Origin of the sequence: Halalkalibaculum sp. DA3122 (assembly GCF_043951865.1) — a bacterium.
Classification (GTDB): Bacteria; Bacteroidota; Rhodothermia; order Balneolales; family Balneolaceae; genus JAMQKA01.
Genome location: NZ_JBINJF010000007.1, coordinates 108,525 through 135,010 on the forward strand (window position 1 = coordinate 108,525; position 26,486 = coordinate 135,010).

General features: G+C 51.1%; 23 protein-coding genes. 12 read left to right on the forward strand and 11 right to left on the reverse strand.

What is annotated here, in order from left to right; translation table 11 throughout:
- Positions 1 to 37 precede the first annotated feature (37 nt).
- Entirely contained in the window at positions 38 to 1,672 is a 1,635-nt protein-coding gene (locus ACG2F4_RS06985) for an HD domain-containing protein (RefSeq protein WP_395259503.1), read from the reverse strand.
- Positions 1,673 to 1,853: 181 nt separating this feature from the next.
- Here ACG2F4_RS06985 and ACG2F4_RS06990 point away from each other — a divergent pair, with 181 nt between their 5' ends.
- Entirely contained in the window at positions 1,854 to 4,739 is a 2,886-nt protein-coding gene (locus ACG2F4_RS06990; RefSeq protein WP_395259504.1) for a S8 family serine peptidase, read from the forward strand.
- A gap of 57 nt (positions 4,740 to 4,796) precedes the next feature.
- Here the strand turns inward: ACG2F4_RS06990 and ACG2F4_RS06995 are convergent, their stop codons facing one another.
- Complete coding sequence (locus ACG2F4_RS06995) at positions 4,797 to 5,345, reverse strand: acyl-CoA thioesterase (RefSeq protein WP_395259505.1); 549 nt, start codon at positions 5,343 to 5,345, stop codon at positions 4,797 to 4,799.
- 299 nt (positions 5,346 to 5,644) lie between these two features.
- Here ACG2F4_RS06995 and ACG2F4_RS07000 point away from each other — a divergent pair, with 299 nt between their 5' ends.
- The 8 genes from ACG2F4_RS07000 (at position 5,645) to ACG2F4_RS07035 (ending at position 11,488) form a co-directional block, all read left to right on the forward strand.
- Positions 5,645 to 6,550 carry a YheT family hydrolase gene (locus ACG2F4_RS07000; protein WP_395259506.1) on the forward strand — a complete coding sequence of 302 codons (906 nt, stop codon included), beginning with the start codon at positions 5,645 to 5,647 and terminating at the stop codon, positions 6,548 to 6,550.
- A gap of 42 nt (positions 6,551 to 6,592) precedes the next feature.
- On the forward strand, positions 6,593 to 7,549 hold the full coding sequence (locus ACG2F4_RS07005; protein ID WP_395259507.1) for a YpdA family putative bacillithiol disulfide reductase: 957 nt from the start codon (positions 6,593 to 6,595) through the stop codon (positions 7,547 to 7,549).
- A 421-nt stretch (positions 7,550 to 7,970) separates the two neighbouring features.
- Positions 7,971 to 8,219 (forward strand): phosphoribosylformylglycinamidine synthase subunit PurS, encoded by a 249-nt coding sequence (gene purS, locus ACG2F4_RS07010; protein WP_395259508.1) that lies wholly within the window; start codon positions 7,971 to 7,973, stop codon positions 8,217 to 8,219.
- Positions 8,220 to 8,313: 94 nt separating this feature from the next.
- Positions 8,314 to 8,571 (forward strand): ATP-dependent Clp protease adaptor ClpS, encoded by a 258-nt coding sequence (locus ACG2F4_RS07015; protein WP_395259564.1) that lies wholly within the window; start codon positions 8,314 to 8,316, stop codon positions 8,569 to 8,571.
- 2 nt (positions 8,572 to 8,573) lie between these two features.
- A complete protein-coding gene (purQ, locus tag ACG2F4_RS07020) occupies positions 8,574 to 9,275 on the forward strand; it encodes a phosphoribosylformylglycinamidine synthase subunit PurQ (RefSeq protein ID WP_395259509.1) in 702 nt (233 codons plus the stop codon).
- Between the two features lie 164 nt (positions 9,276 to 9,439).
- Complete coding sequence (lptB, locus tag ACG2F4_RS07025) at positions 9,440 to 10,198, forward strand: LPS export ABC transporter ATP-binding protein (protein ID WP_395259510.1); 759 nt, start codon at positions 9,440 to 9,442, stop codon at positions 10,196 to 10,198.
- A 162-nt stretch (positions 10,199 to 10,360) separates the two neighbouring features.
- A complete protein-coding gene (locus ACG2F4_RS07030; RefSeq protein ID WP_395259511.1) occupies positions 10,361 to 10,690 on the forward strand; it encodes a rhodanese-like domain-containing protein in 330 nt (109 codons plus the stop codon).
- A 60-nt stretch (positions 10,691 to 10,750) separates the two neighbouring features.
- A complete protein-coding gene (locus ACG2F4_RS07035; protein WP_395259512.1) occupies positions 10,751 to 11,488 on the forward strand; it encodes a ThuA domain-containing protein in 738 nt (245 codons plus the stop codon).
- A gap of 32 nt (positions 11,489 to 11,520) precedes the next feature.
- Here ACG2F4_RS07035 and ACG2F4_RS07040 read toward each other — a convergent pair whose 3' ends face one another.
- The 9 genes from ACG2F4_RS07040 to ACG2F4_RS07080 all read right to left on the reverse strand — a co-directional run bounded on the left by ACG2F4_RS07040 (position 11,521) and on the right by ACG2F4_RS07080 (position 21,679).
- Positions 11,521 to 12,732, reverse strand: coding sequence for a PQQ-dependent sugar dehydrogenase (locus ACG2F4_RS07040; protein WP_395259513.1), 1,212 nt, complete (start codon positions 12,730 to 12,732; stop codon positions 11,521 to 11,523).
- Between the two features lie 119 nt (positions 12,733 to 12,851).
- A complete protein-coding gene (gene ggt, locus ACG2F4_RS07045; RefSeq protein WP_395259514.1) occupies positions 12,852 to 14,579 on the reverse strand; it encodes a gamma-glutamyltransferase in 1,728 nt (575 codons plus the stop codon).
- 156 nt (positions 14,580 to 14,735) lie between these two features.
- The gene (locus tag ACG2F4_RS07050) at positions 14,736 to 15,194 is read right to left on the reverse strand and encodes a hypothetical protein (RefSeq protein WP_395259515.1); all 459 of its coding nucleotides are present in this window, start codon (positions 15,192 to 15,194) and stop codon (positions 14,736 to 14,738) included.
- Positions 15,195 to 15,408: 214 nt separating this feature from the next.
- Positions 15,409 to 16,752 carry a murein hydrolase activator EnvC family protein gene (locus ACG2F4_RS07055; protein WP_395259516.1) on the reverse strand — a complete coding sequence of 448 codons (1,344 nt, stop codon included), beginning with the start codon at positions 16,750 to 16,752 and terminating at the stop codon, positions 15,409 to 15,411.
- On the reverse strand, positions 16,749 to 17,510 hold the full coding sequence (locus ACG2F4_RS07060) for a DUF4292 domain-containing protein (RefSeq protein ID WP_395259517.1): 762 nt from the start codon (positions 17,508 to 17,510) through the stop codon (positions 16,749 to 16,751). The genes ACG2F4_RS07055 and ACG2F4_RS07060 overlap by 4 nt, the downstream gene beginning before the upstream one ends.
- 11 nt (positions 17,511 to 17,521) lie before the next feature.
- Complete coding sequence (locus ACG2F4_RS07065; protein WP_395259518.1) at positions 17,522 to 19,225, reverse strand: tetratricopeptide repeat protein; 1,704 nt, start codon at positions 19,223 to 19,225, stop codon at positions 17,522 to 17,524.
- Between the two features lie 102 nt (positions 19,226 to 19,327).
- Positions 19,328 to 20,068, reverse strand: a complete 741-nt coding sequence (locus ACG2F4_RS07070) for a helical backbone metal receptor (protein WP_395259519.1) — start codon at positions 20,066 to 20,068, stop codon at positions 19,328 to 19,330.
- A 132-nt stretch (positions 20,069 to 20,200) separates the two neighbouring features.
- The gene (locus ACG2F4_RS07075) at positions 20,201 to 21,067 is read right to left on the reverse strand and encodes a fructosamine kinase family protein (protein ID WP_395259520.1); all 867 of its coding nucleotides are present in this window, start codon (positions 21,065 to 21,067) and stop codon (positions 20,201 to 20,203) included.
- Positions 21,068 to 21,163: 96 nt separating this feature from the next.
- Entirely contained in the window at positions 21,164 to 21,679 is a 516-nt protein-coding gene (locus ACG2F4_RS07080; RefSeq protein ID WP_395259521.1) for a low molecular weight protein-tyrosine-phosphatase, read from the reverse strand.
- A gap of 376 nt (positions 21,680 to 22,055) precedes the next feature.
- Here ACG2F4_RS07080 and ileS point away from each other — a divergent pair, with 376 nt between their 5' ends.
- From ileS to ACG2F4_RS07095, 3 genes are read left to right on the forward strand one after another with little or no spacing between them, the layout of a single operon-like run.
- Complete coding sequence (gene ileS, locus ACG2F4_RS07085; protein WP_395259522.1) at positions 22,056 to 25,226, forward strand: isoleucine--tRNA ligase; 3,171 nt, start codon at positions 22,056 to 22,058, stop codon at positions 25,224 to 25,226.
- Positions 25,227 to 25,243: 17 nt separating this feature from the next.
- Positions 25,244 to 25,654 carry a TraR/DksA family transcriptional regulator gene (locus ACG2F4_RS07090; protein WP_395259523.1) on the forward strand — a complete coding sequence of 137 codons (411 nt, stop codon included), beginning with the start codon at positions 25,244 to 25,246 and terminating at the stop codon, positions 25,652 to 25,654.
- Positions 25,655 to 25,679: 25 nt separating this feature from the next.
- The gene (locus ACG2F4_RS07095; protein ID WP_395259524.1) at positions 25,680 to 26,402 is read left to right on the forward strand and encodes a signal peptidase II; all 723 of its coding nucleotides are present in this window, start codon (positions 25,680 to 25,682) and stop codon (positions 26,400 to 26,402) included.
- Positions 26,403 to 26,486 lie beyond the last annotated feature (84 nt).

The window sequence follows — 26,486 nt, forward strand, 5'->3', positions numbered from 1 at the left end:
CTGAGGTAAGTCCATACCCCTTTTCTTCCCCAGGGATTTATGCTTTGTACTCCGGGAAGGGATCGGGTTGCTTTATCTCCACCACTTGTCCCTCCTCTTTGGGATAAATTTCGAGCGGACGCCCGGTAATCTCCTCAAAAAGATGGCGTTTGCGCATGGCCCCCCATATTTCGAGCTCCGGATCACTCTCCGTGGTGATGTAGAAACAGGTTTTACCGTCCACAATTTCAATTTCCAGATTCTGCACATTTTGATAGTGGCTTCGATCCAGTCCGTCGGCCACACGCAGAAGTCCAGCCAGCATTCGTATTCGCCTTTTTACCTCTTTATTTTGCCGGTCATAATACTTGTGCCGGCTGGCAGGCGTCGAACGGCGATGATAACGTGCCACATTGGCGATGATGTTGATCTCCTCGTTGTTGAACCCACGCAAATCGGAGTGCCGGATCAGGTACAGCGTATGTTTATGGTGCTTTCTGCGAGAGATAAAATACCCGATATCGTGCACATACCCTGCATATTCAAGCAGTTCGCGGTCGCTGTCGGGCAACTCCAGTTCCTGCTGCAGTTCATCGAAAAGCTGAAGAGCCATATTGGTGACATGGGTAGAATGATCTTCGTGCCATTTATACTTTCGGAGCAGCTCAAAGATGCTTCGCCGCCGGGGATTGCGTCCCACCGACCTGGCGGCCAGCAGGTCCAGATTCAGGTTTTCCTTCTCCTTTTTAATGTATTGAAGAATCATCCCCTCGCGCAGCGCTGATTCGGATATTTTTACGTTCTCTATTCCGAGCTGTTTTATGAGCAGTTTTAGCAGGACCAGCCCGGGAGCGATAATATCAACCCGCTTGTCGTCCAGTCCCTTTTCACCGAGGCGTTCGTCATGACTGCGCTTGATGAAATCCTTGTAAAATTTCTTGTAGGATTTAGCTGAAAACTGCAGTTCATTCAGCGTCATCTTGGTGCTTATATCGTTCCGGTTGGCGATCATCTGGCCGATATTTTCCATCGTCCCCGAAGACCCTACGATGGTATCGATTTCATACTTTTCAGCTGCCTCAAAAAGGTCCTGGAGCTCCTGTTTAAAATGGTTGCGCAATTTCTTCTTCTCTTTCTTGGAGATCGGATCGGTTGAAACAAACTGCGCGGCCATCCGGGCCACCCCCAGTTTCTTGCTGGATGAATAAAAAAACTTCTTGTTGTTGGCGATGATAAACTCCACGCTACCGCCGCCCACATCGGCCATCAGTACGGGCTTTTCATCCAGTGAAATGCCATGTTGGACAGCGTGACCGATCAGTTCGGCCTCCATTGTACCGGAGATGGCCAGTGCCTTTACCTGCACCTGGTCGATCATTCGCTGAATGAATCCCCCCCCGTTGCGCGCCTCGCGGATGGCACTGGTGGCGTAGGCCAGGATCTCCTCCACCCCTTGGTTGTCGCACAAAATTTTTATCTTCTTCAGTGCCGCCAGCCCGCGCTCCATCGCATCCTCCGAGAGCAGGTCACCCATCCCCTTTTCCGCCAAAATCACCATCTCTTTCAGCTTGTCCACGGTGCGAAAACTCCCGTCAGGGTAGATATCTACAATGACTGCGTGGAAGGAGTTTGTCCCCAGATCGATTGCCGCTATACGTTTGGTCGGAGTGCCGTTGGAACTGTTTGCTGCCATATTCCCCTTTCTTAGAGTAGAGTTTGTCTAATATATAAATTTTCGATGGTTTTGTTAGTGTGCGGTTTTACCTGCATCTTGAGCGTGATCCGGAAACGGTGTTGTCAGGCCGAAATATGACTGCACTGCAGCGAGGTTGGTGCCGGATTGGTTGGGCTCCTGGAAACTTTTATCCTGCTAAATGAAGATATATATACCCATTTTCGCAGTTACTTTTAGTATCCTGTTGCTTGTGCCGGGACTTCTCCCCGCGCAGGGCAGCCGCCCGCAGTATCTCCCAAATACGCTTATCATTAAATATGAGGATCAGCAGACGCTCGGTACCCTCCGGCAAAAAAGCGGTACTGAACCAAAAGACAAGATCCATAAATTTCTAAACAGGTTTGGCGCCGCGCATCCCAGACCGATCTGGGAACAATCCCAGTTCCATTTCCGAAAAAATGAAGCAGGCACAGGTTTTTCCAACAACTCTGAAGTTGAAAAAGCGGTGGCCGGACTGCAGCGGATCTATTCTGTCCGGTACGCTGCAGATATTGATCCTGCCTGGCTGGCGGCCAAGGTGTCCCGCCTGGAGGGGGTGGAGTATGCCGAACCCCGATACCTCCGGTTTACCCAGCATATCCCGGACGAGGAGTTCAGGAATCCGTATGAAGAATACCATCACTTCTATGATGCCTGGGAGGTTACACAGGGGTCGCCGGACGTAGTGATTGCAATTATTGACTCGGGGGTGGATTACAACCATTCTGATCTTGATGAAAAGCTGTGGGAGAATGAAGATGAAATAGCCGGTGACAACATCGATAATGACGGGAACGGTTTTGTTGATGATGTGATCGGCTGGGATTTTTGGGCCGGCGGCACGCTCTCCGGAGATGTTACCGAAGACAACGACCCGATGATGGATGCCAACGACCACGGAACCCATGTGGCGGGCATCGCTGCTGCGGAAACCGACAACGGCCTGGGACTGGCGGGTGCGGGGTACAAGGCCCGGTATATGGCTGTTAAAGCAGGCGGCGTCCCCGCAGATCCGGAGGCGATCGCTTTTGGATTTGAAGGAATTTTGTACGCGGCCAGCAACGGCGCCGATGTAATCAATTGCAGCTGGGGGGGATACGGCTCTTCTGAAGCAGAAAAAGAGGTCATCGAGTACGCTACCCGTCTTGGAGCCGTGGTGGTCGGGGCCGCCGGCAATGAGGGGAATGCGGAAGTAATCTACCCGGCAGGATACAATGATGTCGTGTCGGTAGGGTCTGTGGAGCCGGGAACCGACCGGCGTTCCGGCTACAGCAATTACGGGCTGGGGCTGGATGTTCTTGCAACAGGATCGGGCATCCAAAGTACCGTCGGCAATAACGGGTTTGGGGCCAAAAGCGGAACCTCGATGTCAACACCCGTAGTCTCAGGCCTGGCCGCGCTCCTGCGTGCCCGGCATCCCGGGTGGTCGGCCCGGCGGATCGCTCAACAAATACGGGTTTCTTCAGACCGGATTGACATGGGGATACTGCTCGGGCGTGGAAAGATTAACGCCTCAACGGCGGTGAGCAGCAACTTTCCCGGAATCGAGGTGGATCGAGTCGGGTTTGTCAATGAAATTGGACAGAAGCTGGGGTTTGACGAACCTGGTCGCATGGAGATTACCCTCGTCAACTACGGGGCCTCAACTTCAAATCTTGAGATGAACGCTGCGTCCCTTTCGGGAGACGGGATTCAGCTTCGGGAGCCGACACGTTCGTTAGGCTCTATCTCTACGGACGACACCGTCCGGGTAACGGTGCCCCTGCAGATCAGCAGCAGCTTCAACCTGGAGCAGGTCCCAACCTTTGTGCTGGAATTTGAAGATTCTTCGAATGGCTATGAGGATTTTGATGTGGTCCGGTATGGCGACCTGTTGTATGATACGATGGCCGAAAACCGCGTTAAGATTTCCATCTCAGCCGACGGCACGATCGGCTTTACCGATCCTCTCAGCCAGGAGGGCGGGGTTGGATTTATTCCCCGCGACGAGGTGAACGGCCAGTATGTAGAGCGGAATAACCTGCTGTTTGAAGGAGGACTTATGCTGCAGGTTAACCGCACGATGCACGATGCCGTTCGCACCGCGGATGGTGCCGTATCGCGCGACTTTAATCCGCAGTCAACCGTTCGGCTTGATTCGTTGGCAGCCGAGGCGGATCTGAAAGGGCACACCCATTTTACGACCGATACCGTGAATAACCGTTCTGCCCATATTGAACTGACAACGTATGCCTTCCGGAGACCCAATCTTTCCAACACCGTGCTCATGCTGTATCAAATCCGGAATCCTTCATCCTATCTTGAACTTGAGGAGGTCTATGCCGGCCTGTTTAACGACTGGGATATTGGCGAAGAAGCGGGTAACAACGGGATCTCCTACAGCCCGCAGGACAGTATTCTCTACATCTATGACGAGGATCCCGAAAGCACGCAGCCGTTCGTGGCGGTAGCAAGCCTGGGCCCCACCTCCAGCGTGTTTGCGATCGATAACGCGGCTTCGGGGAGGGGGGCGAACTTCGGGATCTACGATGGGTTTACCGATGACGAAAAAAAATACGCACTCAGCGCCGGCACTGAACATACGTCCGTTTCGGGGGCAGATGCATCCGCCGTAGTGGCCTCCGGGCCGTATACCGTCGGGGCAAACGCTACAGTCAGGGTGGGATTTGTCTACGCTTTTGGCGACAATCTGGATGAGCTTCGTTCACAAATACAGGCAGCCCGGGCTCAAAAGCCGTTTCAGGTATCGGGGAAGGGCCGGGTGCAGTCTGCACAGCCTCCACAGGTAACCGATTTTTTTCAGAACTACCCAAACCCATTTAACGGCTCCACACGCCTGCGTCTCGACCTGGCTGAAAAGAGCCATGTCAATATCTCAATCTACAATATCCTGGGACAAAAGGTAGGGGAGCTTGTCGACAGCGAGCTGGGAGCGCGCATCCATATATTCCATTTTGATGCACAAGACCTGAGCAGCGGCATCTACTTTGCCCACCTGCAAACGGAATCTCGTTCAACGACCATCAAATTGGTGCTGGTAAGATAGTTGTGGGTTTTGAGTCTTGAGTTTGGGGGGGGGGATGCAAGATTTGCTGGTCAGGATTTACGAATGTTCCCTGTTCCGCCTCCTGTGGGCATCTTCATTTTGTTTGGAGATATGCAGCCGCATTTCCCGTCGTTCTGCAGCCTGCTCATAGCGCTCCTGCTCAAAGTCGGTTTCCGGAATAATCCGGGGAACCGGCACCGGTTTGCCATCCGCATCAACAGCTACAAAAGTATAGAATGAGGTGGTACACAGGCGTCGTTCACCGGTACGGAGATTCTCCGCCCACACCTGCATCGCCACTTCCATCGAGGTATTGAAGCTTCGGGTTACCTCGCCCTCGATGACGACAACCTCTCCCAGGTCGATCGCATTTTTAAATTCCACGCTGTCGACCGCCACGGTAACCACGTTTCGGTTGCAGTGACGCTGGGCAGAGATCGCCGAACAGATGTCCATCCACTGCATCAGGCGTCCGCCCATAAGCTTTCCGAGTGGATTGGTGTCATTGGGCATTACCAGCTCGTTCATGCGTACGCGGGAAGAGGCTACCGTTTTTTTACTGCTGTCGGTTTCCACCGGAGGGGTCTCATCAAATCGATTGGTCATTTTTTAATAAACTGCTTGAATTTACCTATTCTGGTATGGAAGGTAAGGAATTGTATCCATAATGTTATCCCATAACTGTAAACTACCGCCGGTGCCCACTCCTCTTTTCAATGGCAAAGAGTTTCAACTGGTTTCGAAGAGTGCAGATAACTGGACACTTGAATATTATTCTACCTGCTCCTTAATAGCATTTGATGAAAAAACAGAACTGGCCTATACTTAAGAATTCAAATTAAATCACGAAATAATTGAAGACAGACCTGCCATATATTGTTGACTTTCAGGCGCCGTCCTGGTGTTTGAACGGTCATTTTCATACCATCGGGCGTTCACTGTTTAACAATGCGGAAGATCCTTATCACCAACGCATCGAAATCCCTACACCAGACAACGATTTTCTGGATCTCGACGTTATCAAGGCGCCCAGCTACCGGCCGGTGGTGGTTCTTTTTCACGGGCTGGAGGGCTCCTCAAAGCGGTATTACATAACGGAGCTGGCCCGGGCGTTCTCAGAGCAGGAGTATACGGTCGTAGCAACCAACTTCAGGGGATGCAGCGGCAGGCTGAACCGGCAGCGGCGTTTTTATCATTCGGGTGAAACTGAGGACATCAGTACCGTGATCCGGTGGGTTGGTGAGCGGTTTCCGAATGCACCGATAGGGGCTGTGGGGTTTTCCCTGGGCGGCAACGCCCTCCTCAAGTCGCTCGGTGAACTAAAGAGCCGACACCCGCTGGCGGTGGCTTCAGCTGTTTCCGTACCCTACGACCTGGCGCAGGGAGCTCAACACATTTCCCGGGGATTTAATCGCGTATATGAGATCAATTTCATTCGCACGCTACGTGAAAAACTGAAGAAAAAACGCGAGTTCTACCCGGATCTTCCCACCTTTGAGGGGAATACCATCTATGAGTTTGATGATCAGGTGACCGCGCCCCTGCACGGTTTTGATGGAGCGGACGACTACTATAGCCGCTGCTCGTCACAACACTTTCTGGAGCATATCGGGATCCCCACCCTGGTGGTACACAGCCGGTCTGACCCGATCTGTCCAATGGATATAATACCGCTTGAGAAGATCGAAGCAAACCGCTCGATGTCTCATGTCATTACGGACGAAGGCGGACATGTGGGGTTTTGGAGCGAACCGCCCGGCTGGTTAAATAATACCATAGTGAACTTTTTTGCGAAAAAAATTGATGTGTAAGCTTCCCGCAACTATCACTTTAAACTTTAAACACTGGTAAAAATGGTAATAATCGTAGGTGCCGGTCCTATTGGACTCGCAACCGGCATTGCCCTGAAACAGCGAAATATTCCCTTTAAAATTATCGAACGCGGATGCCTCGTTAACTCAATATATAACTATCCCAAGAATATGACCTTTTTTTCCACCTCCGACCGACTGGAGATCGGGGGCATCCCCTTTATTTCCCATGGTCACAAGCCGACGCGCCGCGAGGCGATGGAGTATTACCGGCGGGCGGCCGAAAGCTATGAGTTGCCGATTCACCTGTATGAAGAGGTCCGAAATATTGACGGCGAGGATGGCCGTTATACCGTGACAACGGACAAAGATGAGTATGCGGCCTCCAAGGTCGTGGTCGCAACAGGATTTTACGACATCGCCCGCAAGATGGATGTTCCAGGGGAAGATCTGCCAAAAGTCAGTCATTATTACGATGAAGCTCACGCCTACGCCTGGCAGGATCTGCTTGTTGTAGGGGCTGGAAACTCGGCGGTTGACGCCGCTCTCGAAACCTACCGCGCCGGGGCCAACGTAACGATGGCCATTCGCGGAGACGGCATCAAGGAGACGGTTAAATACTGGGTAAAACCGGATATCGAGAACCGCATCAAAAAAAATGAGATCAAGGCCTATTTTAACACCGAGGTGGCAGAATTTCGTGAAAAAGAGGTCGTCCTCGATACCCCGGAAGGCAAAAAGATAATTCCGAACGATTTTGTGCTGGCCCTGACTGGCTACAAGCCAAATTTCAACCTGATGGAAAAGTTTGGCATTGAGCTGACTGATGACGAAACGAGGATGCCGATCTATGACGATGACACCCTGGAGACCAATCGCGCGGGCATGTACGTGGCCGGAGTGGTCTGCGGGGGCATGGATACCAACAGCCTCTTTATCGAAAATACCCGGATTCACGCCAAGCATATTGCTGACGATATCCAACAGAAACTCGCATAGCCGCTGTGTTTATTGGATACAGGGACAAATAAACAGAGTGTAAAGAGGAAAAATTGCGGTCTGTATCCCCCAAATAACTACTAGGGACCGTTGCCGAACCTGCTATTTTGTTGGGAGGGAGTTGTACTACCGACCTTGGTGACCTTTTAACGGGAGTACAAATCCCTCAGAACGAGGAATTGAGGGTTTTACAAAGCCCTCGACTACACTAATTGTCCCATAACCAGACTGGCACTTGGGCTGTTGCCGTCCCAACATTTGTGAAAAAACCTGGCCCGGCCCTGCGGTAAAATTCAGGTTAGCAGCTAAGCATCAGAACTATTAACTTTGACAACTGATTTTCCCGAATTTTACAACCAAAGCATATATCTTCAGGTGGCGGACTTCACCTGGCAATATTGAATATTGAATAACCTTATTTATGTACAAAGCAACCGTTAACGTCACGCTCCGCAAATCGATTCTTGATCCACAGGGAAAGGCAACCCATCACGCCCTCCAAAACTTGGGTCTCAGTGAAGTGAATGAGGTCCGAATCGGCAAACTTATTGAGCTCGATATCGATGCGGAAGACAAGGAAAAAGCTCATGAAATTGCTGAAACAGCCTGCACAAAACTGCTGGCCAACGAGGTAATGGAAGATTTTGAAATAACGATCAATGAAAACTAGCGGAATGCCTATGGTAGATCCGTTCTCTATCGATTCGGCAGACAACCCCAGGCCCGATCCCGGTACTCCGGAAGAGACTCCCTCGGTCGAGGTAATGACAGAGGAAAAAGAGGAAGACAAGGAGAAGACACCCTGGCGCGTTATACTGTACAACGACGAAGAGCATACATTTGATGAAGTAATCAACCAGATTATGAAAGCAACCGGCTGCAGCCGTTCAAAAGCGGAAAAATTGACCTTCAAAGTACATAACGAGGGCAAGGCCAATGTGTATGAGGGATCGTTCGAAGAATGCTTCCAAGTGAACAGCATACTCAAGGAAATTCAACTAATCACCGAAATTAAAGGATAACCGTGTCTTCAACTTTTGGCGTAATCTCGTTTCCGGGTTCCAACTGCGACCATGATGCCTATCATGCGCTGGCCCATATCATGAATGTAGAAACTCAATTCCTGTGGCATAAGGATACCGACCTGTCGGGCATCGACTTTTTGCTGATTCCCGGCGGTTTCTCCTACGGCGACTATCTCCGCTGCGGGGCGATTGCCCGTTTTTCTCCCATCATGCAGTCGGTCGTGGAATTCGCCGAAAAGGGCGGCCCGGTACTGGGTATCTGCAATGGATTCCAGATCTTGCTGGAAGCCGGGCTGCTGCCGGGAGCCATGCTTCACAACAAGGAACTGCGGTATGTCTGCAAGCAGGTGCACCTGCGGTGTGAGTCAACAAACTCTATCTACACGCGCGCACTTTCAAAAGGGCAAGTGCTCAAAATTCCCGTTGCCCACGGCGAAGGCAATTACTTTATCGATGAAGAGGGACTGCGTGACCTGCAGGAGAACGACCAGGTGATATTCCGGTATTCCGATGAACAGGGGAACGTCAGCGAAGACACCAATTTTAACGGCTCGGTTGATAACATCGCCGGAATCTGTAACAAGCAGCGCAACGTGCTGGGCATGATGCCCCATCCGGAACGTGCCGTGGAGAACATGCTCGGCTCCGACGACGGCAAGCTTATTTTTGAGTCGATTTTAAGTGAAATGGTAGCGGTATAGCGAAAGGTCGACCACAGGTTATTTTTGAACCTGGTCTCGATACGTATCGCGTATTCCGTGTCCGGTGCAACCAAGCTCTTTTCTACGCAATACGCAGTACGCACTACGTTTTAAAAACACAGAAACACCTCTCACTTTAATCACCAAACCAGGTAAGCCAGGCAATGCCCGATTATTCAAAAAAGATGAAGCTTTACAGCCAGGGCCTGGTCAAGCGCTACCGGAAGCGCGAAGTGGTTTCGGATGTTTCGATCGATGTGCAACAGGGCGAAATCGTGGGATTGCTTGGTCCCAATGGCGCTGGTAAAACGACAACCTTCTACATGTTTGTGGGGCTGATTGAGCCCAACGAGGGGAAGATCTTTATGGATCAGAAGAATATAACCAATCTGCCGATGTACAAACGGGCCCGCATGGGAATCGGGTATCTATCGCAGGAAGCCAGTGTTTTCCGCAATCTTACCGTACGGGAAAACCTGGAATCGGTTCTCCAGTTTTTTGATATGTCGAAACAGGATATCCGCCGGCGTGCCGATCAGCTTATCGAAGAATTTGGGCTGGAACGGGTCGTTGACAGCAAGGGATACAGCCTGTCGGGCGGCGAGCGGCGGCGCACCGAAATTGCCCGCGCCCTGGTTACCGATCCCAAATTTATATTGCTTGACGAACCGTTTGCCGGGGTCGATCCTATTGCGGTTGAAGATATCCAGGAGATTGTAGCCCAACTCAAATACCGCAACATCGGGATCTTTATTACCGATCACAATGTGCATGAAACACTGGCGATAACCGATCGCGCCTACCTGATGTTCGAGGGCAAGATTTTAAAAGAGGGGTCGGCCGACTACCTGGCGGAAGATGAAGAGGCCCGGCAGCTGTACCTGGGCAAGCAGTTTCGGCTGGACCGGTATGACAACGATTGATAGTGGTGTGATCCAGGAAGAAATATGGATGTCGACCCGTTTTCCCGGTTCAAGCACGAAAAAAGCGGGGAATATATCACCGCTGGGAAATGATCCTTGCCTGGAACTATTTTTATAGCATCATTAAACAATCGCAAATATATATACCCGACGCATCACATTATGGAAGAGATTACCGTTCAACAACTGAAACAAAAAATAGATGACGGCGACGCCCTTTTGGTGCTGGATGTTCGCGAACCGTTTGAAAAATACCAATCCGATATAGGTTATGAGCAGACGGTATTAATACCGGTGGATAGCCTGCAAGACCGTGTTGGCGAGCTCGAGGAATACAAAGACAAGGAGGTCGTATGCCTCTGCCGGAGCGGATCTCGCAGTGCCAGGGCCTGCCGTTTCCTGGAGCAACAGGGATTTACCGATGTCAAAAACCTAAAAGGGGGGATTAATCAATGGGCTCGAGATATCGATTCCCGCCTGCCGATTTATTGATTTGGTTATGTTGCCCTGATTCCACAAATTTACCATTCATTTTAATCAATCCATGTAATTATGTATAAATCTGTTTCTTTTTTGGTCCTTTTTTTATTGGGAGCCGGGTCTTTCGGCCTTCAGGAAGCCGGGGCCCAACAGGCTGATGAAGCACAACTGCTTGTTTTTACCAAAACCGAAGGTTTCCGCCATGCTTCTATTCCGGCCGGTGTGGAGGCTCTCAAAGAGATTGCCGCCGAGCACAATTATTCAATCGATCACACCGAAGACGCCGCTCTTTTTACTGAAGAAAATCTGGCAGGATACCAGGCCGTGATCTTTCTCAATACTACCGGAAATGTTCTCAATGACGAACAACAGCAGGCTTTTGAGCAGTATATTACCGCAGGCGGGGGATTTGCCGGTATTCACTCGGCCAGCGACACCGAGTACGACTGGTCCTGGTATAACAAGCTTGTGGGCGCCTACTTCAATGGGCACCCGGCTGTACAGGAAGCCACCGTCCGGGTGGTCAACCAAGATCATCCATCTACCGAACATCTTCCTGAAGAGTGGGTGCGGACGGATGAGTGGTACAATTTCAAGAGTATCCAGGATCACATAAATGTCCTGGCGTTTCTGGATGAGTCGACCTACGAGGGGGGCACCAACGGAGATTATCATCCGGCCGCCTGGTACCATGAAACGCTGGGGGGGCGTGCCTTCTATACCGCCGGGGGGCATACCAACGAATGTTATGCTGATCCGGCTTTTCGTCAACACCTGGCAGGTGGAATTGAATATGTTCTTGGTGAATAACTAATAACTATGCATGTGTGGATCGGCGGTCCTCAGGAAGCCGGTACCAGCTTGTGAATTTTCCCGTCGAAACCGCAAATATAAAGTTCATTATCCTGGTCCACGCCGAAAGAGGATATCCCGAAGTCGGCTCTATACAGCAGGGTATTGACGGGATTATCCATATCCGAGAAATCTAAAGCCCATATACGCCCCGATTCGTAGTCGGCATAAATGTACTGGCCGGTGAGCTCGGTCAAAGAGGGACCGCGATACACAAAACCGCCCGTCACCGATCGGTCGCCGTTGCTCTGGGAGTATTCGAGGACAGGAAGTTCCAGGCCGGATTGGTCGCATCCTTCCCGGGGATCAAAACAGTGATTGCCCTCCATGGTATTCCAGCCGTAATCCCCCCCGTTTTCAATGATATCGATCTCTTCATAGGCGTTTTGTCCCACATCCCCGGTCCACAGCTGGCCTGTTTCGGCATCAAAACTGAATCGCCACGGGTTTCGCAGTCCATACGCGTAGATCTCTTCGCGGTATCCCTGGCTGTTGTCGTAAAACGGGTTATCCGGGGGAATAGCATAGTTCCTGTTTCCTTCCCGCCGGTCCACATCGATACGGAGGATGGTTCCCAGCAGGGTAGAGCGATTTTGACCATGTTCCTGGGGATCGCCGCCCGCCCCGCCATCTCCAACAGCGATGTAAAGATACCCGTCCGGTCCAAAGGAAACCTGCCCGCCATTGTGGTTGCCGTAGGGCTGCTCAAACGAGAGGATAACCTTCTCTGATGCCGGATCCGCCTGTTGCGGATTGTCGTCTGACAACGTAAACCGTGAAATACGGGTAGTCGAATTATTGGTGGTATAGTTCAGGTAAAAGTAGCCGTTCTGCTCAAAGTCGGGATGAAAGGCCAGCCCCAGCAATCCCTCTTCATTGCCCCGGTCATCTACACGCTCCTCGATATCCAGGAACGGGGTCTTTTCTGCTGTTTCGGCGGTATTTTCAAAAAATGTGATAACGCCCCGCTGTTCCACCACAAACAACCGGTTGCTGCCATCCGGGGGATACTGCAAGTCCACCGGACGTGTAAACGAGAGATGGGGAAAAGCCTCGGTCAGCTCATATGACGAATTGGGGTCCATGGTTCCCGGCCCGTTGCCGTCGGGTCCTGTTGACTCATTTGACTTGGCGCACGCAATGGTTGAGGCGATGACCAGGAATGCACTTAGAAAATAGTGGAAACTCTTTAATATATTCATGCTTATATAGGGTTACGTTGGGAAAATCACTTGTTTAAGTATCAATCTACAACTTATTCAGTATCCGCTCATTAAATTAGTTCAGCTTGGCAAAATAAAAGAGACGGTAATTTTTCTTTTCAATAGCCGGCTGCGTGACCATCCTTGCGCGATTCAGACGCGCCAAAATAGACGCCGTTTTCCGCATCATACATAATCGCCTGGTAGCCGCCGTAGCCACCCACGCTGTATTCCACATCATGGCCGCGCATCATGAGTCCACGAACAGACTCCCAGTCATAACCCGATTCCAGGCTGACGGTACCCCCATCCTGCAGGTAAGTATCAGCTGCACCGGTTGGCTGGGTGGAACCCGCATGACGCCACCGTGCCGCATCGCCGGCTTCCTGCAGGTTCATGCCAAAGTCGATGATGTTAGTCAGGATCTGCAGGTGTCCCTGCGGCTGCATTCCTCCTCCCATCACGCCGAAACTCATAAACGGGACGCGGTCTTTCATCACAAAAGCGGGGATAATGGTGTGAAACGGTCGCTTGCCGGCCTCATATACGTTGGCATGCTCCGGATCCATTGAGAAAAGCTCACCGCGATCCTGGAATACAAATCCCGTGCCCGGTACCACGATACCGGAGCCCATGCCGCGGTAATTGCTCTGGATCAGTGAAACCATATTGCCGGCCGAATCGGCGGTTGTCAAGTATATCGTGTCCCCCTCTTCCAGAATACTCATTCCGGGTTCTACGGTGTTGGCCGACTGGCTGTCAATCTGCTTTCGGCGCTGTGCGGCGTATTCCTCCGAAATCAGTTCAGCCACCGGTATATCTGCAAAATCCGGATCGGCATAGAGTTTGGCGCGATCTTCAAAGGCCAGTTTTTTGGCCTCCAGCATATAGTGAAGCGCCTCTTCGCTGCCGTATCCCATCGATTCCAGGTCATATTCTTCCAATATCTGAAGCATTTGCAGGGCGGCAATGCCTTGCCCGTTGGGCGGGAGCTCATACACATCATACCCGCGATAGTTGACCGAAACCGGTTCCACCCAGGTGGAACGGTGTTCCTGCAGATCTTTTTTACGGAGAAAGCCCCCGTGTTCCCGCATAAACCGGTCGATTTGGTCGGCAATTTCGCCTTCATAAAACGCATCGCGTCCCTCGCTGGCCAGGATGCTGAGCGTGTTGGCAAGGGTGGGTCGACGCACGATTTCCCCTTTTTCAGGTCCCCGTCCGTTGATCGTCATCTCTTCTCTGAAACCACCCGGGCGATCCCTGTGAATGCGGGCCCCTATATCCCAGTAAAAGGCGATGAGCTCACTTACGGGGAATCCCTCTTCGGCGTACTCAATAGCGGGTTGAAGAATTCGGTCCATCGGCATGGATCCCAGCTTCTCATGCATCTGGAACCAGCCATCGACTGCGCCGGGTACCGAGATCGGGAGAAATCCGTAGGGAGGAATTGATTCGCGGTCCCGTTTTCTCAATTCTTTTTTCATCTGCTGGTAGCTGAGTGCCAGCGGAGAGCGCCCGCTGGCGTTTAACCCGTAAAGCCGCTGATCTTCGGCGGACCAGATAATGGCAAACAGGTCGCCCCCGATACCGTTACCGGTCGGTTCCATTACACCCAGTGCCGCGTTTGTGGCGATGGCAGCGTCAACAGCGTTGCCGCCATTTTTGAGAATATCTAGCCCCACCTGCACGGCCAGCGGTTGACTGGTCGCCACCATGCCGTGTTTCCCGATAACTTCTGAGCGGGTGGCGAACGGTTCTCCGGTGAGCCGGTCGGGCTGGGCGTGCACCTGTAAACTGAGCAGCAACGAGACAATAAAGAGCAGAAAAGAGGTTCGTTTTGTCATACAAGCAGCAATTTGGTTGAAGAGCATCAAAAACAATAATACACAGGAAACGGGAATGATGTAAAACTTTTTGAGATCTGGCGGATCAATAAAGGGGAAATTGGTCTCCAAACCAACCAGATAAAAGGTTCCCGGCCGACTGCTATTCCGGGGCCGTCAATTTTTATTCAAATCATCGTGGGGACGCTGGAGATCTTCCGGTAACTGCTCCCCCTCTTCCCGCAGCTTTCTCAGGTAGTCTTCCCGTCGTTTCATCCCGGCTTTTGTGCCGTAATAAGCACCGAGATAGACGGCAAAAATGGCTGTCAGGGTAAATACCATCCGGCTTTCAGCAAGTGCCGTCTCCTTGGTATAGATCCAGACGAGGGTAGGCAGAACAAGAAGTGTAGCCATCACATAACTGGTGGTTGACGGGAACTTGAGTTTTTTGTTATACCGCCGGCTCATTCCATAGCTGAGATTGACGAATACCAGTCCATATGCCAACAGTGTTACATATCCTGTCCAGCCGGGATAATTCACATAGGTCAGAAAACTGTTGGTAAATATGATAAACAGGAGACCGAATACAAGTGAGGCGGTGACATAGGCGAAAGTACGATACCAGCTGTCCATGAATGAAAGTTCAATACTGTTGAATAGGTTGCCAGTTGAGAGGGAAAATAAGAAATGGGATCGGAAATGGATACCAAGACTTTTTGTGGATGGAGTTGCCTTATGCCTTCCTCACGTCTTTTTCGTTTTTGTGGCACAATCCAAACGTTCCCTCTGGAGAGGAAGAACCCAATGCATAAAGAGAGCTATCATTTTACCGCTGACCGCCCTTACACTATTTATTGGCCAGCCATGCTTCTGGATTAAGATTTGTGTTGCCTTCCCGAACCATGAAAAAGACCGATTCTCCCTTGGCCGAGTTTTGATCACCCGAAAGCCCGATGATGTCGCCGGCGTTCAATACCGCATTTTTGCGCACCATCACCTCGCTCAAGTTGCCGTAAGCGGTAATGTACTTGCCATGTTTGACCACTACGACATCTCCATAGCCCGGCAGCGGCTGCACCGCCACTACATATCCGTCATGGACCACGCGAACGGCATCTTTGGGCTTGGTCACAATTTCCACCCCCAGGTTTTCAGTGACGGTTCCGTAGACCGGGTGGCGGCGGCGGCCAAAATGTTCCGAAATGGTGCTGCTTTCCACCGGCCAGCGCAGTTGCCCCTTCTGGTTTGCAAACGATTGCTCCAGGGTAGAGAGCCTCTCATCGGTAATATAGCTTTCGGGTTCAACGGGTTCTGAATACTTGGCCATCTCCCGGTTTCGCTCGGCTTCATTTTCAATTGATTTGGCGGCCGCCAGCTTCTGCTTGCGTTCGGCTTCCAGCTCATTGATGCGCGCTTCCATCGCCTTCCGGACCTTTTCTTCTTCCATGATAAGGGAGGTCAGCGTGCGGTCCAGTTCATCTTTCTGCTGCTTTTTTTCAGCCAGCTGCTCCTCGATCTGCTCGCGGTCGCGCCGAAGGAGTTTCACATTTTCGGCCTGTTTATCCCGTTTTTCAGCCAGCTCCTGCTTTTCTTCGCGTATTTCAGCGAGTACAGCCCTGTTCTTTTTTCGGGCCTCCTCGAGCTGTGTTTTTGAGACCTCAAGCTGGGCGGTGGTCTCCCTGATCTCCCGCGTCTGCTTCAGCCGGTGTTCCTCAAACTTGTTCAGGTAATAGGCTCTTACGAGCATCTGGTTGACAGACCCGGATGAAAAGATGAGCGCCAGGTGCGATGTACGCCCGTGCTTGTAGACATACGTAAGCGTTTCTTTATAGTTTTCTACCAGTCGTTGCAGTTCCTTCTCGTTTTCCTCGATCTGTTGTTCATTGACGGTTATCTCTTCGCGGATATGGGTCAGTTCGGTTTCAAGCTTGGATATTTTTTGATCCTGAAGTGCAATGAGTCGTTTTAGATCTTCATACTGGTTATACAGTCGCTCATATTTCTCTTCCGCCAGCACCAGCCGCTCTTCATACTGATCGATCTGCTTGTTGATCTCGTCAATTTCCGATCGCGTGGCCTGCTGTTTTTGGATCAGCTCCTGGCGCATCTCCCTGTACCTGTCGGCCTGAGCCGCTCCCGCAAGGGGTATCAGCCACAAGAATGTAAATAGTATGAGCGTTATCCGTTTCATTGCGTTACAAGTTTTACGTCGCTCGGCAGATCAATGTCCAGGTCGAGTTCACCGGGATTAATCTCGAGCGACTGTATTAACAGCGCTACTTTTGACTCTGCATCCGCACTAAAGATAGTAACTCTCCGCGGAAGTTTGAATCCGTTGATAGTGCCATAGGCTTCATAGATAATCCGTGAATATGGCAGGTTGGCGCTCGTCGGCTGGTCGACACGGCGCACGTTGTAATTATTCTTGTCGATATACACTTTTGTTCCGCTCTTCATAACCACGAGGTAGCGGTTCTCCGACTCGTAGACCCGGAGGGTCCGGCCTTGACGGGGCACAAAATTGATCATCTCCAGTACATTGACCGAGGCCAGGTGGCCAATGCTGGTCACATTACGGTCCAGGACAGAAATTTTCCGGGCTGTCCTGTCCACCTTGTTGTAGATCAGCAGAGAGTCGCCCTCCGAGAGGAGCTGTCCCCCTTCGATACCCAGCGCATTTTTTATGGTGACAAGACTTTTCCCCCTGTTGCCCGAAAAATAGACAGTAACGCGCTCGGAATTTCCGGGTTCACTTACAATAGCCTTTCCCTTTCCCCGGATCGTGTTAAGGGATGCAGAATAATCCGGGAGATGGGCCAGCAGCGTATCGCCCCGTACGGGAGAACGCTCGAAGTCCCGGTCAGTATCTACCGTGGCAATCCGCGGAGAAGAACAGGCCGCGGAGAGGGCGACCAGGAAACAAACGGCAAGTATGGTTCTTGTCTGCACCAGGATATCCTTTAGTTTATTTTCTCTTTCAAATGGGTCCGGGAGGGATCTTTCTTTAGGGCCTTGTTCCACCATTGACGGGCCTGCTCGGGGTTACCCAGTTTCTGCATCACATCCCCCATGTGTTCAAGCACTTCTGCGCTGGCCGATCCGGTATCGATGGAAGCTTTGATATAGCGACGGGCCTTTTCGAAGTCTCCTTTCTTGTAATAGACCCATCCCACAGTATCGAGGTAGGAGGGGTTCTCCGGCGCCTGTTCAATCGCTTTGAGCGCCATTTTTTCAGCTTCATCCAGCCTTTCGTCGCGCTCCGACAGGTAGTAGGCGTAGTTGTTCAGCACGTTGTGGTTCTGGGGATCCAGCGACAACGCCTGTTCGTAGGCTTCCACGGCTTTGTCCCACTGGTCTAGTGCGGAGTAGGCATCGCCCATGGAGCCGTATATTGCCGATTTAAACGGTTTGCGGGAGGGCGTACGGGAGGCTTTTTCGAACCATTCAAGCGCCTGTTTCTCTTCCCCCTTGCCCAGATGGGCATTGCCCACAAAGTAGAGTACAAATGGATCCTGCGGGATATGCTCGTCCGCCTTTTTCCCTGCCTCAATTACAGCATCGTACTGCCCCTCGGCCAGCAGAAGCTGGATGCGTTGCCGCCAGGCCATATCGTTGCCCGGGTCCAGTTCATTGGTTTTGGCAAGCGCTTCCAGCGCCCGGCCGTTGTTATTTTCATTCAGGTGGTAGTCGGCGGCCAGGGCGTGAGCCGCCCCATATTCCGGTTCCGAAGCCGTAAACTTTTCCAGTATGCGCTCCAGAGATCGTTTCAGGGAAGGATTGTTGGGATCCTGCTGGTAGCGAGAAAACAGGTATTGAGTGACATCCAGCTTGGCCTGCCGTTCAATAACGGGATCCGAAACCACGTTTCCGAGCAGGGTGCCCACGCTGTCCCACTGGGTCTCCTCAACATATATATCGGCCAGCATGACCAGTGTTTTGGGATCGCGCCGGTTTTTTTCGAGGGCCTCCCTGAGCATCTGCTTGGCCTGATTTGTCTGGTTTACCTCCAGGTAATAGTTGCTGAGCATCTGCAGGGTGGAGAGGTTGTCGGGGTCGAGCCGGCGTATTTTTTTGAGCTGTACGATTGAAGAGTCCCGCATGTTCAGCTCATTAAAGTTTTGTAGCTTCTGCAGGTAAATACCGATATCAGGACCGGTTCTGTTCAGCAGCTGGTCATATATTTTATTGGATTCAAGATACTCACCATGCTGTGAGTATACGCTGGCCAGCTCCGACATCACATCAGTTGCGTTGGGGTGGTATTTGAGCGCCAGTTTGAGCTCGTCGATAGTTGCCTGGTTTCTGCCCGCCCGCCGGTATATGTTAGCCAGCTTCAGGTGGTACCATTTATTTTTGGGATTAAGTTTGGCCGCCTTTTTGCCATAAAAAGCCGCGTTGGAGAGGTCATCTACCGCCATGTAGGCATCGGCAAGGGCGTAGTTGAGCCCGGGATTGTCAGGCAGCTCCATGTAGGCAGTCGTCAGATGATCGAGGGCCTCCTCGTAGTTTTCATTTTCAAACTCCTCGAGTCCCTTGATGTACTCGGCATGGGCCCTGACCTGCTTCTTTTCGGTTGAATCGCCTGTGACCGGACTCTGCGCCTGGAGCGAAAAGGGAAGCAGCAGTCCCGCCATCAATAAATAGAATAGGTTTTTCTCGTGCATGGTTTGAATCATATTTGTAAAATCTGCCCGTAGATTTTTTTCAACGGTGACAAAAGGTTAATAGTACAACTTAGATGGCTGGAAATCTAGGAGAGTAGCAGATCAGGCAATAGCTTTTCTCCAGACGTTCAATTTTTCAAATGCCGGCAACATGCGCGAGCCGTACCAGCTAAACCATTCGCCTTCGACGAGCAGAATGCGGGTATCGGGCAGCTGTTCTTTTACTTCGTCTACATGTTTCTTTTTAAAAGGATAAGGCTCACTGCTGAGCAGAAGGAGGTCCGGGTCCCGCTGCCCGATCTGCTGGAGTGTTATTTGCGGGTATCGCTGCTGGTCGTCAAACACGTTGATCAACCGCCAGTGATCCATCACATCGCGGATGTAGGTATCCGCCCCGACCGTCATCCACGGGTCGCGCCATATGAGGTAGGCGGTGCGGAGCGGAGGTTCTTCGGGGCGCTGTTCCAGGGATGCGGCAATTTGGCCTGCCAGCTGATCCGATTCCACCTCTTTACCAAACCGCTTGCCGATCTCGTGGATAGTGATCAGGGCATCTTCAATGGTCGTAATATCGGTCAGCATGACCTTGACATCCTTTTCCAGGCTCTTGATATCCTCTTTCCTGTTTTCCTCCCGGTTGGCCAGAATAATGTCAGGCACGGCTTTTTTTATCTCTTCCAGCCTGGGATTTTTGGTGCCCCCGAAAATCGGGATATCCTTGATTTCATCGGCCGGATGAATGCAAAAACGGGTGCGTCCCACCAGTCGTTCTTTTAAACCGAGGTGAATCAGCAGTTCCGTCAGGCTGGGCACCAGGCTGACGATACGTTGGTAAGTGCTCATCCTGCTGTAGCTGTCGGGTTAGTGGTGATAGGGTTATCTGAAAACATGTAAATAGAATATGGAGCTTAAAAGTGATTGGTAGAATTTGAATTTATTCCTGTTTCCGATTTAGTCCGTACCGGGGCGGCCATATCAAAATTGCCGGACGACCGACACCACCTGCCGGGCGTAGTGTCCGCCGAAAAGGTTCGCATGCACCAGCAGCGGGTAAAGATTATAGATATCCTTGCGGCTGTTAAAATCCGGGCTCAGGGGCCACACGTCATTATATGCCCTGTAAAATTCGGGAGAAAATCCGCCGAACATCTTCGTAAATGAGATCTCCATCTCCCTGTTGCCGTAATAAACAGCGGGATCGTAAATTGCGGCTTTTCCATCGGAGTTGAAAAAATAATTGCCCCCCCAGAGGTCGCCGTGCAGGAGGCTGGGCGGTTCATCCGGAAAAATACCGGGTAACCGTTGGTACATGCGCTGGAAGGAAGAGTGAACAGAACCCGAAAGCTTGCCGGCATCTACCGCCATGCTCACCTGTGGTTCCATCCGTTCCTGGATAAAAAAGTCGATCCACTCATCATGCCAGTAGTTGGACTGCGGCAGTTTGCCGATGTAGTTGTTGTGATCCAGTCCATACCGGGTGTGACGTGTCTTGTGCAGTGCCGCCAGCTCCCGCCCAAATGCTTTTGAAGAAGCGGGGCTGCCACTTCCCTCCTCTATATATTCCAGCAGGAGGTATCCCTTGTCGCCGTTGTAGGTGGCCTGCTCAATAACGCGAGGCACAATCAAGTCCGTTTCCGCAGAGCGCAGAAGTGCCAGTCCCCTGACCTCCTTGGCAAACAGATCGGCCTCGGTGGCGGTATTCCATTTCAGGAAACAGCGGCCCGTATCTTCCAGTTCAATCAGTGCGGCCTGGTTGATGCTTCCGCCGGAAACGCGCCTGCTGGAAGTGATGGACTGGCCGGTCTGTTCGACGATATGGTCTTTAAGAGAATCTGGAATCATGTTGTTTTGTGGGTCTTGCGTCTTGCGTCTTGGGTCGTGGGTCTTGGGTCGGGAGCTTCAGCCCCAACCTTTAACTTTCGATCTTCACCCTCTTATTTAATCTTCAATTTGTTGCTCAAGCTCGTCCAGCAGCGACTCGCAACTGCGTTTGACCACCTGGAATACATTCTCAAATCCCCGCATTCCCCCGTAGTAGGGATCGGGGACGGCTCCGTCTCCCGGTTGGGGATCAAACGAACGCAACAAGGTAATTTTATCGGAAAAGCGATCCTTTCGGTCCAGGCTCTGTATATTTTTAAGATTATCGTGATCCATTGCGAGAATAAGGTCGTAGTATTCCAGGTCCCCGTATTCAAATTTCCGGGCTCGCGACTGGAGCTGGACGCCGTACCTGCCGGCCACCTGCCGGCTGTTGCTGTTGGGGGATTCTCCCACATGATAAGCCGAAGTTCCAGCTGAGTCGATTTCAAAATAGACCTCTAAATTCCGCTCGTTGACCAGGTGCTGGAAAACGCCCTCAGCAGTGGGGCTGCGGCAAATATTCCCAAGGCATACAAAAATGATTTTATACGGATTCTCTTTTGTTATCTCTTTCTCCAGGGCTGACTCCATAAGTCTGAAATATTTTCAGGTTCTTTTTTAATTCAAAATATGGCAAGCTGCACAAATCATCTTTTAACATCCCGCACAGGGTATAGGGATGCTTCACAGTCGTTCAAAGGTACGTTGCCAAATCAAAAAAATAAAAGCGATATATCGCTCTCTGCGTTCATCTACCTTGATTATTTATCTTCTAATCTGTTTTATTGGTCCACTGTTTCAACGATTTAGAATGAAATAATATGAACAGAACCGTCAAATCTTGTATCTTAATCGCTATTTTCACCTGAATGTTCAATAACCTGGAGTGATTTCACGTGGTAAAATGAACGTGAAACTTTGTATATTTCAGGTTTTATAAAAATAATTGTCGACCAAAATCGACCTTATGGCTAAACAGTTTGAAGAAGTAAAGCAGCTCAATTTTTCCAGGCTTGAAGTCGAAACGCTTAAGTGGTGGAAAGAGAATGAGATCTTTCGGAAAAGTGTGACAACGCGTGAAGAGGGAATCCCTTTCACCTTTTACGAGGGACCGCCCACAGCCAATGGCAAGCCGGGTATTCACCATGTGATGTCCCGGACTGTGAAAGATCTTTTCTGCCGCTACAAAACGCTCAAGGGGTATAAAGTAGAGCGCAAGGCAGGATGGGACACGCATGGCCTGCCCGTGGAAATTGAAGTTGAAAAAGAGCTCGGTCTCGAGGGACGATCCCAGGTCGAGGAGTACGGCATCTCCAAATACAACGACCACTGCCGCAAAAGTGTACTCAAATACAAGGATCTGTGGGACCGCCTGACGAATCGCATGGCGTACTGGGTAGATCTCGACGACCCGTATATTACGTTTGAGAATGACTATATCGAGTCTATATGGTGGGCATTCAAGACCCTTTTTGACAAGGATCTCGTTTACAAGGGATATAAAATTCAATGGTACTCCCCGGGCAGCGGAACCGTCCTCTCCTCGCATGAAGTGAGCCTGGGATATGAGGAAGTCCAGGATCCCTCCATCTTTGTGAAGTTTCAGCTGCGAATGTCGGAAGACACCTATTTCCTGGCATGGACGACCACCCCGTGGACAATCGTATCCAATATGGCGCTGGCAGTAAATCCGGAGCTGGATTACGCGAAAATAAAGCTTTCCGAGGGGGACCGCACCGAATATTACATCCTGGCCAAAGATTGTATTGAAGAGACGATCGATCATGAATACGAAATTGTAGAGGAGTACAAGGGCAAAGACCTGGTCGGCTGGACCTATGATCCCGTATTTGAATATGCCCTGGAAGAGCACGACCGGGATGACGCCTGGAGGGTTATCCCGGCAGAATATGTGACGACCGAGGAGGGAACCGGCGTGGTACACACCGCCCCTGCTTTTGGTGCCGATGACTTCGATACCTGCAAGGAGGCCGGCATCCCGATGTTTAACCCGATCGACGAGGATGGGAAGTTTACCGAACAGGCGCCTGATTTTGAAGGCCAGTGGTTCAAAGACGCCGACAAGGAGATCTCGCGCGCCATCAAGGACAAGTATCTGATGTACAAGCACGAGACCTATGTGCACAACTATCCGTTTGACTGGCGCAAGGGCACGCCGCTGATGTCGTACCCGGTGGAATCGTGGTTTATCCGCACCACTGATGTGAAAGACAAGATGGTGAAGTACAATGCTGATATAAACTGGAAACCCCCGAGTACCGGCAGCGGCCGATTCGGGACGTGGCTGGAGAACAATGTGGACTGGGCGATATCCCGCCAGCGCTACTGGGGTACCCCGATTCCCCTTTGGGTCAGCGACAAAGATCCGGAATATGTGGAATGCATAGGAAGTGTGGAGGAGCTCAGGAAAAAGGCGGGGCTCGCTGATGACGAAGAGATCGACCTGCACCGCCCACATATCGATGAGCTAACTTGGGAGGGCCCGAATGGCGGAACGATGCGGCGCGTGCCCGACCTGCTGGATGTCTGGTTCGACTCCGGCGCCATGCCGTTTGCGCAGTGGCACTATCCATTCGAAAACAAGGAGCGTTTCAAGACCAATTTCCCGGCCGACTTCATCGCTGAGGGAGTAGACCAGACGCGCGGCTGGTTTTATACCCTGCACGCGCTGGGTACCATGCTGTTTGATGAACCCGCGTATAAAAATGTCGTCTCCAACGGACTTGTGCTCGACGCGGAGGGCAACAAGATGAGCAAGTCGAAGGGGAACACCGTGGAGCCGTTTGAGGTCATACAAAAGTTCGGCGCAGATACGGTCCGCTGGTATATGATGAGTAACTCATCTCCCTGGGAGAACCTGAAATTCAGTGAGGAGGGGCTCCGGGAAACCCAGCGAAAGTTTTTTAATACACTGGTCAACACCTACTCGTTTTTTGCCATGTATGCCAATATCGACGGGTTTACCTACTCCGGTTCCCCGATTCCGGCCACCGATCGACTGGAGATGGATCGATGGGTGATCTCGAGGCTGAATACGGTGGTTAAAAAGGTAGATGAATTTCTTGATGACTACGAGCCCACCAAGGCGGCCCGCGAAATCGAGGGGTTTGTCGAAGAGCTAAGCAACTGGTATGTGCGTCGCAACCGCCGGCGCTTTTGGAAAGAGGGCAAAAGCCTGGATAAAACGGCTGCCTATCAAACGTTGTATGAGTGCCTGTTGGATGTTTCCAAGCTGATTAGCCCGATCGCCCCGTTTTTGGGAGAGTGGCTGTATCAGCAGCTCAATGACGTTACGAATGAAGATGAAGAGTCGGTCCACCTCTCTTTTTATCCTACTGTGGAAGAAACCGCTATTGACAAGTCGCTGGAGCACCGGATGGAGATGGCGCGCCAGATCTCGTCAATGGTGCTCAGCCTGCGAAATAGAATTGAGATCAACGTGCGCCAGCCGCTGCAGCGTATCATACTGCCGATCGAGAACGATGAGGAACGGCAGGCGGTAGAATCGGTCAAAGGTATTATCCTGGACGAAGTGAACGTTAAAGAGGTACAGTTTGTAGATGATGACTCCGGGATTGTCCGGAAATCCGCCAAACCCAACTTCCCCGTTCTGGGTAAAAAGATGGGTAAAAAGATGAAATCCATTACCCCGAAAGTTCAGGACTTAAACACTGAAGAGATTACCAAATTTGAACAAACTGGCTCTATTGAGCTGGATCTGGGCGAAGAGGGCGTCGTTCGGCTGGGCAGCGAAGATCTTGAAATTAGCCGTACCGGGCTTGAAGGCTGGTCGGTGGAAACGGAAAACGGCCTGAGCGTTGCGCTCGATACCGAACTTTCTGCCGAGCTCATCCGTGAAGGGCTGGCCCGCGAATTTGTCAACCGGATCCAAAATATGAGGAAAGAAGCCGATTTTGATGTTGTTGATCGCATTATGATCGGCTTTGAAGGATCGGAGACGCTTGAAAATGCCGTAGAGTCGATGGATGAATATATTAAAAGTGAAACCCTCGCAGAAAAGATAACCTCAGAAGAACTCGATGTATTTGACTTTGTAAAAACATGGGAGATTGGTGAAGAAGATTGTACAATCTCCATAAGACGAAACCCTAACTAAGACGAGAGTGCAAGCTTATGGCAGCTGCAAAGAAAAGTGACAATGAAAAAAAGGAGCGTATTTCTCCTTATACAGACGAAGAACTTGAATATTTTAAAGAAATAATTATAAAGAAAAGAGACGAGGCCACCCAGGAGCTGGAATCCCTGCAAAACTCTCTTAAAGAGAGTATGGAAAATGCTTCTGATGAATCGGCCTACTCGTTTCATATGGCAGACGCCGGAACAGATGCCCAGGAGCGCGAAAAAACGTATATGCTCTATAACCGGACCCGAAAGTTTATCCGGTACCTGGACGATGCCCTGAAACGCATAGAAAACAAGACCTACGGTGTATGCAAGGTAACGGGTAAAAAGATCTCCAAAGGTCGTCTTGAGGCCGTTCCCCATACCCAGCTCAGTATTGAAGCCAAGTTAAAACGTCGCTAACTATTAAAAGTGTTGGTTACGGTTCTTGAAAAGAAATAAACTCATTGTTCTCTGGATACCAGCCCTGGTCATTGTGACTCTTGATCAGGTTACCAAGCATTTGGTGCGCACCACGCCTTCTGTACAGAATTGGGATATTATCCCGGGCTGGCTCTCTTTTCACTATACCCAAAACCCGGGTATGGCCCTGGGTATGGACTGGATCAGCACCCCGGCAATCAGCTCAATTGCGATAGTGGCAACAATCGGCATTATTGTGTACATCCTCCGTTCCCTTGAACACGCGAACCTGGGATACCTGGCATGTATGGGACTGGTGCTGGGCGGGGCGTTCGGAAATATTATTGACCGCCTGGTTATGGGCTATATTGAGTCATATGGTGGAATTCTCGAAGGTCACGTCATCGATTTTATTCACTTTACCCTGCGCATTGACGGATATCCCGTCTTTCCCTATATCTTTAATGTGGCGGATATCGCAATTAGTATAGCGATAATCTCTCTCCTGCTTTTTCACCAGCGTATTTTGCCGGTTCCGCCCGAAGAGCGGTATGACGACGATGACCAGGATTCAGAGCGTGAAACCCCGGGCTCGAAACAAGCAGCGGCCCCGGCTGGTGGTGGAATTTCCATTGAACCTGGACCAGGAGACGTGGATATCGAGAGAGAAGAGAGGTCGTCAGATTCAGAGGGAGAGAGGTTTGCACCAGGTACCGATCCGGCGGATCAGCGCAATTCCACCGACTAACGGCAGGCAGTATCTTACATCATATTTTACAGGCATTGTATGTAACAGGGTGTAACGTGCCGCGAGATTTGCCCTCCGGCTGCG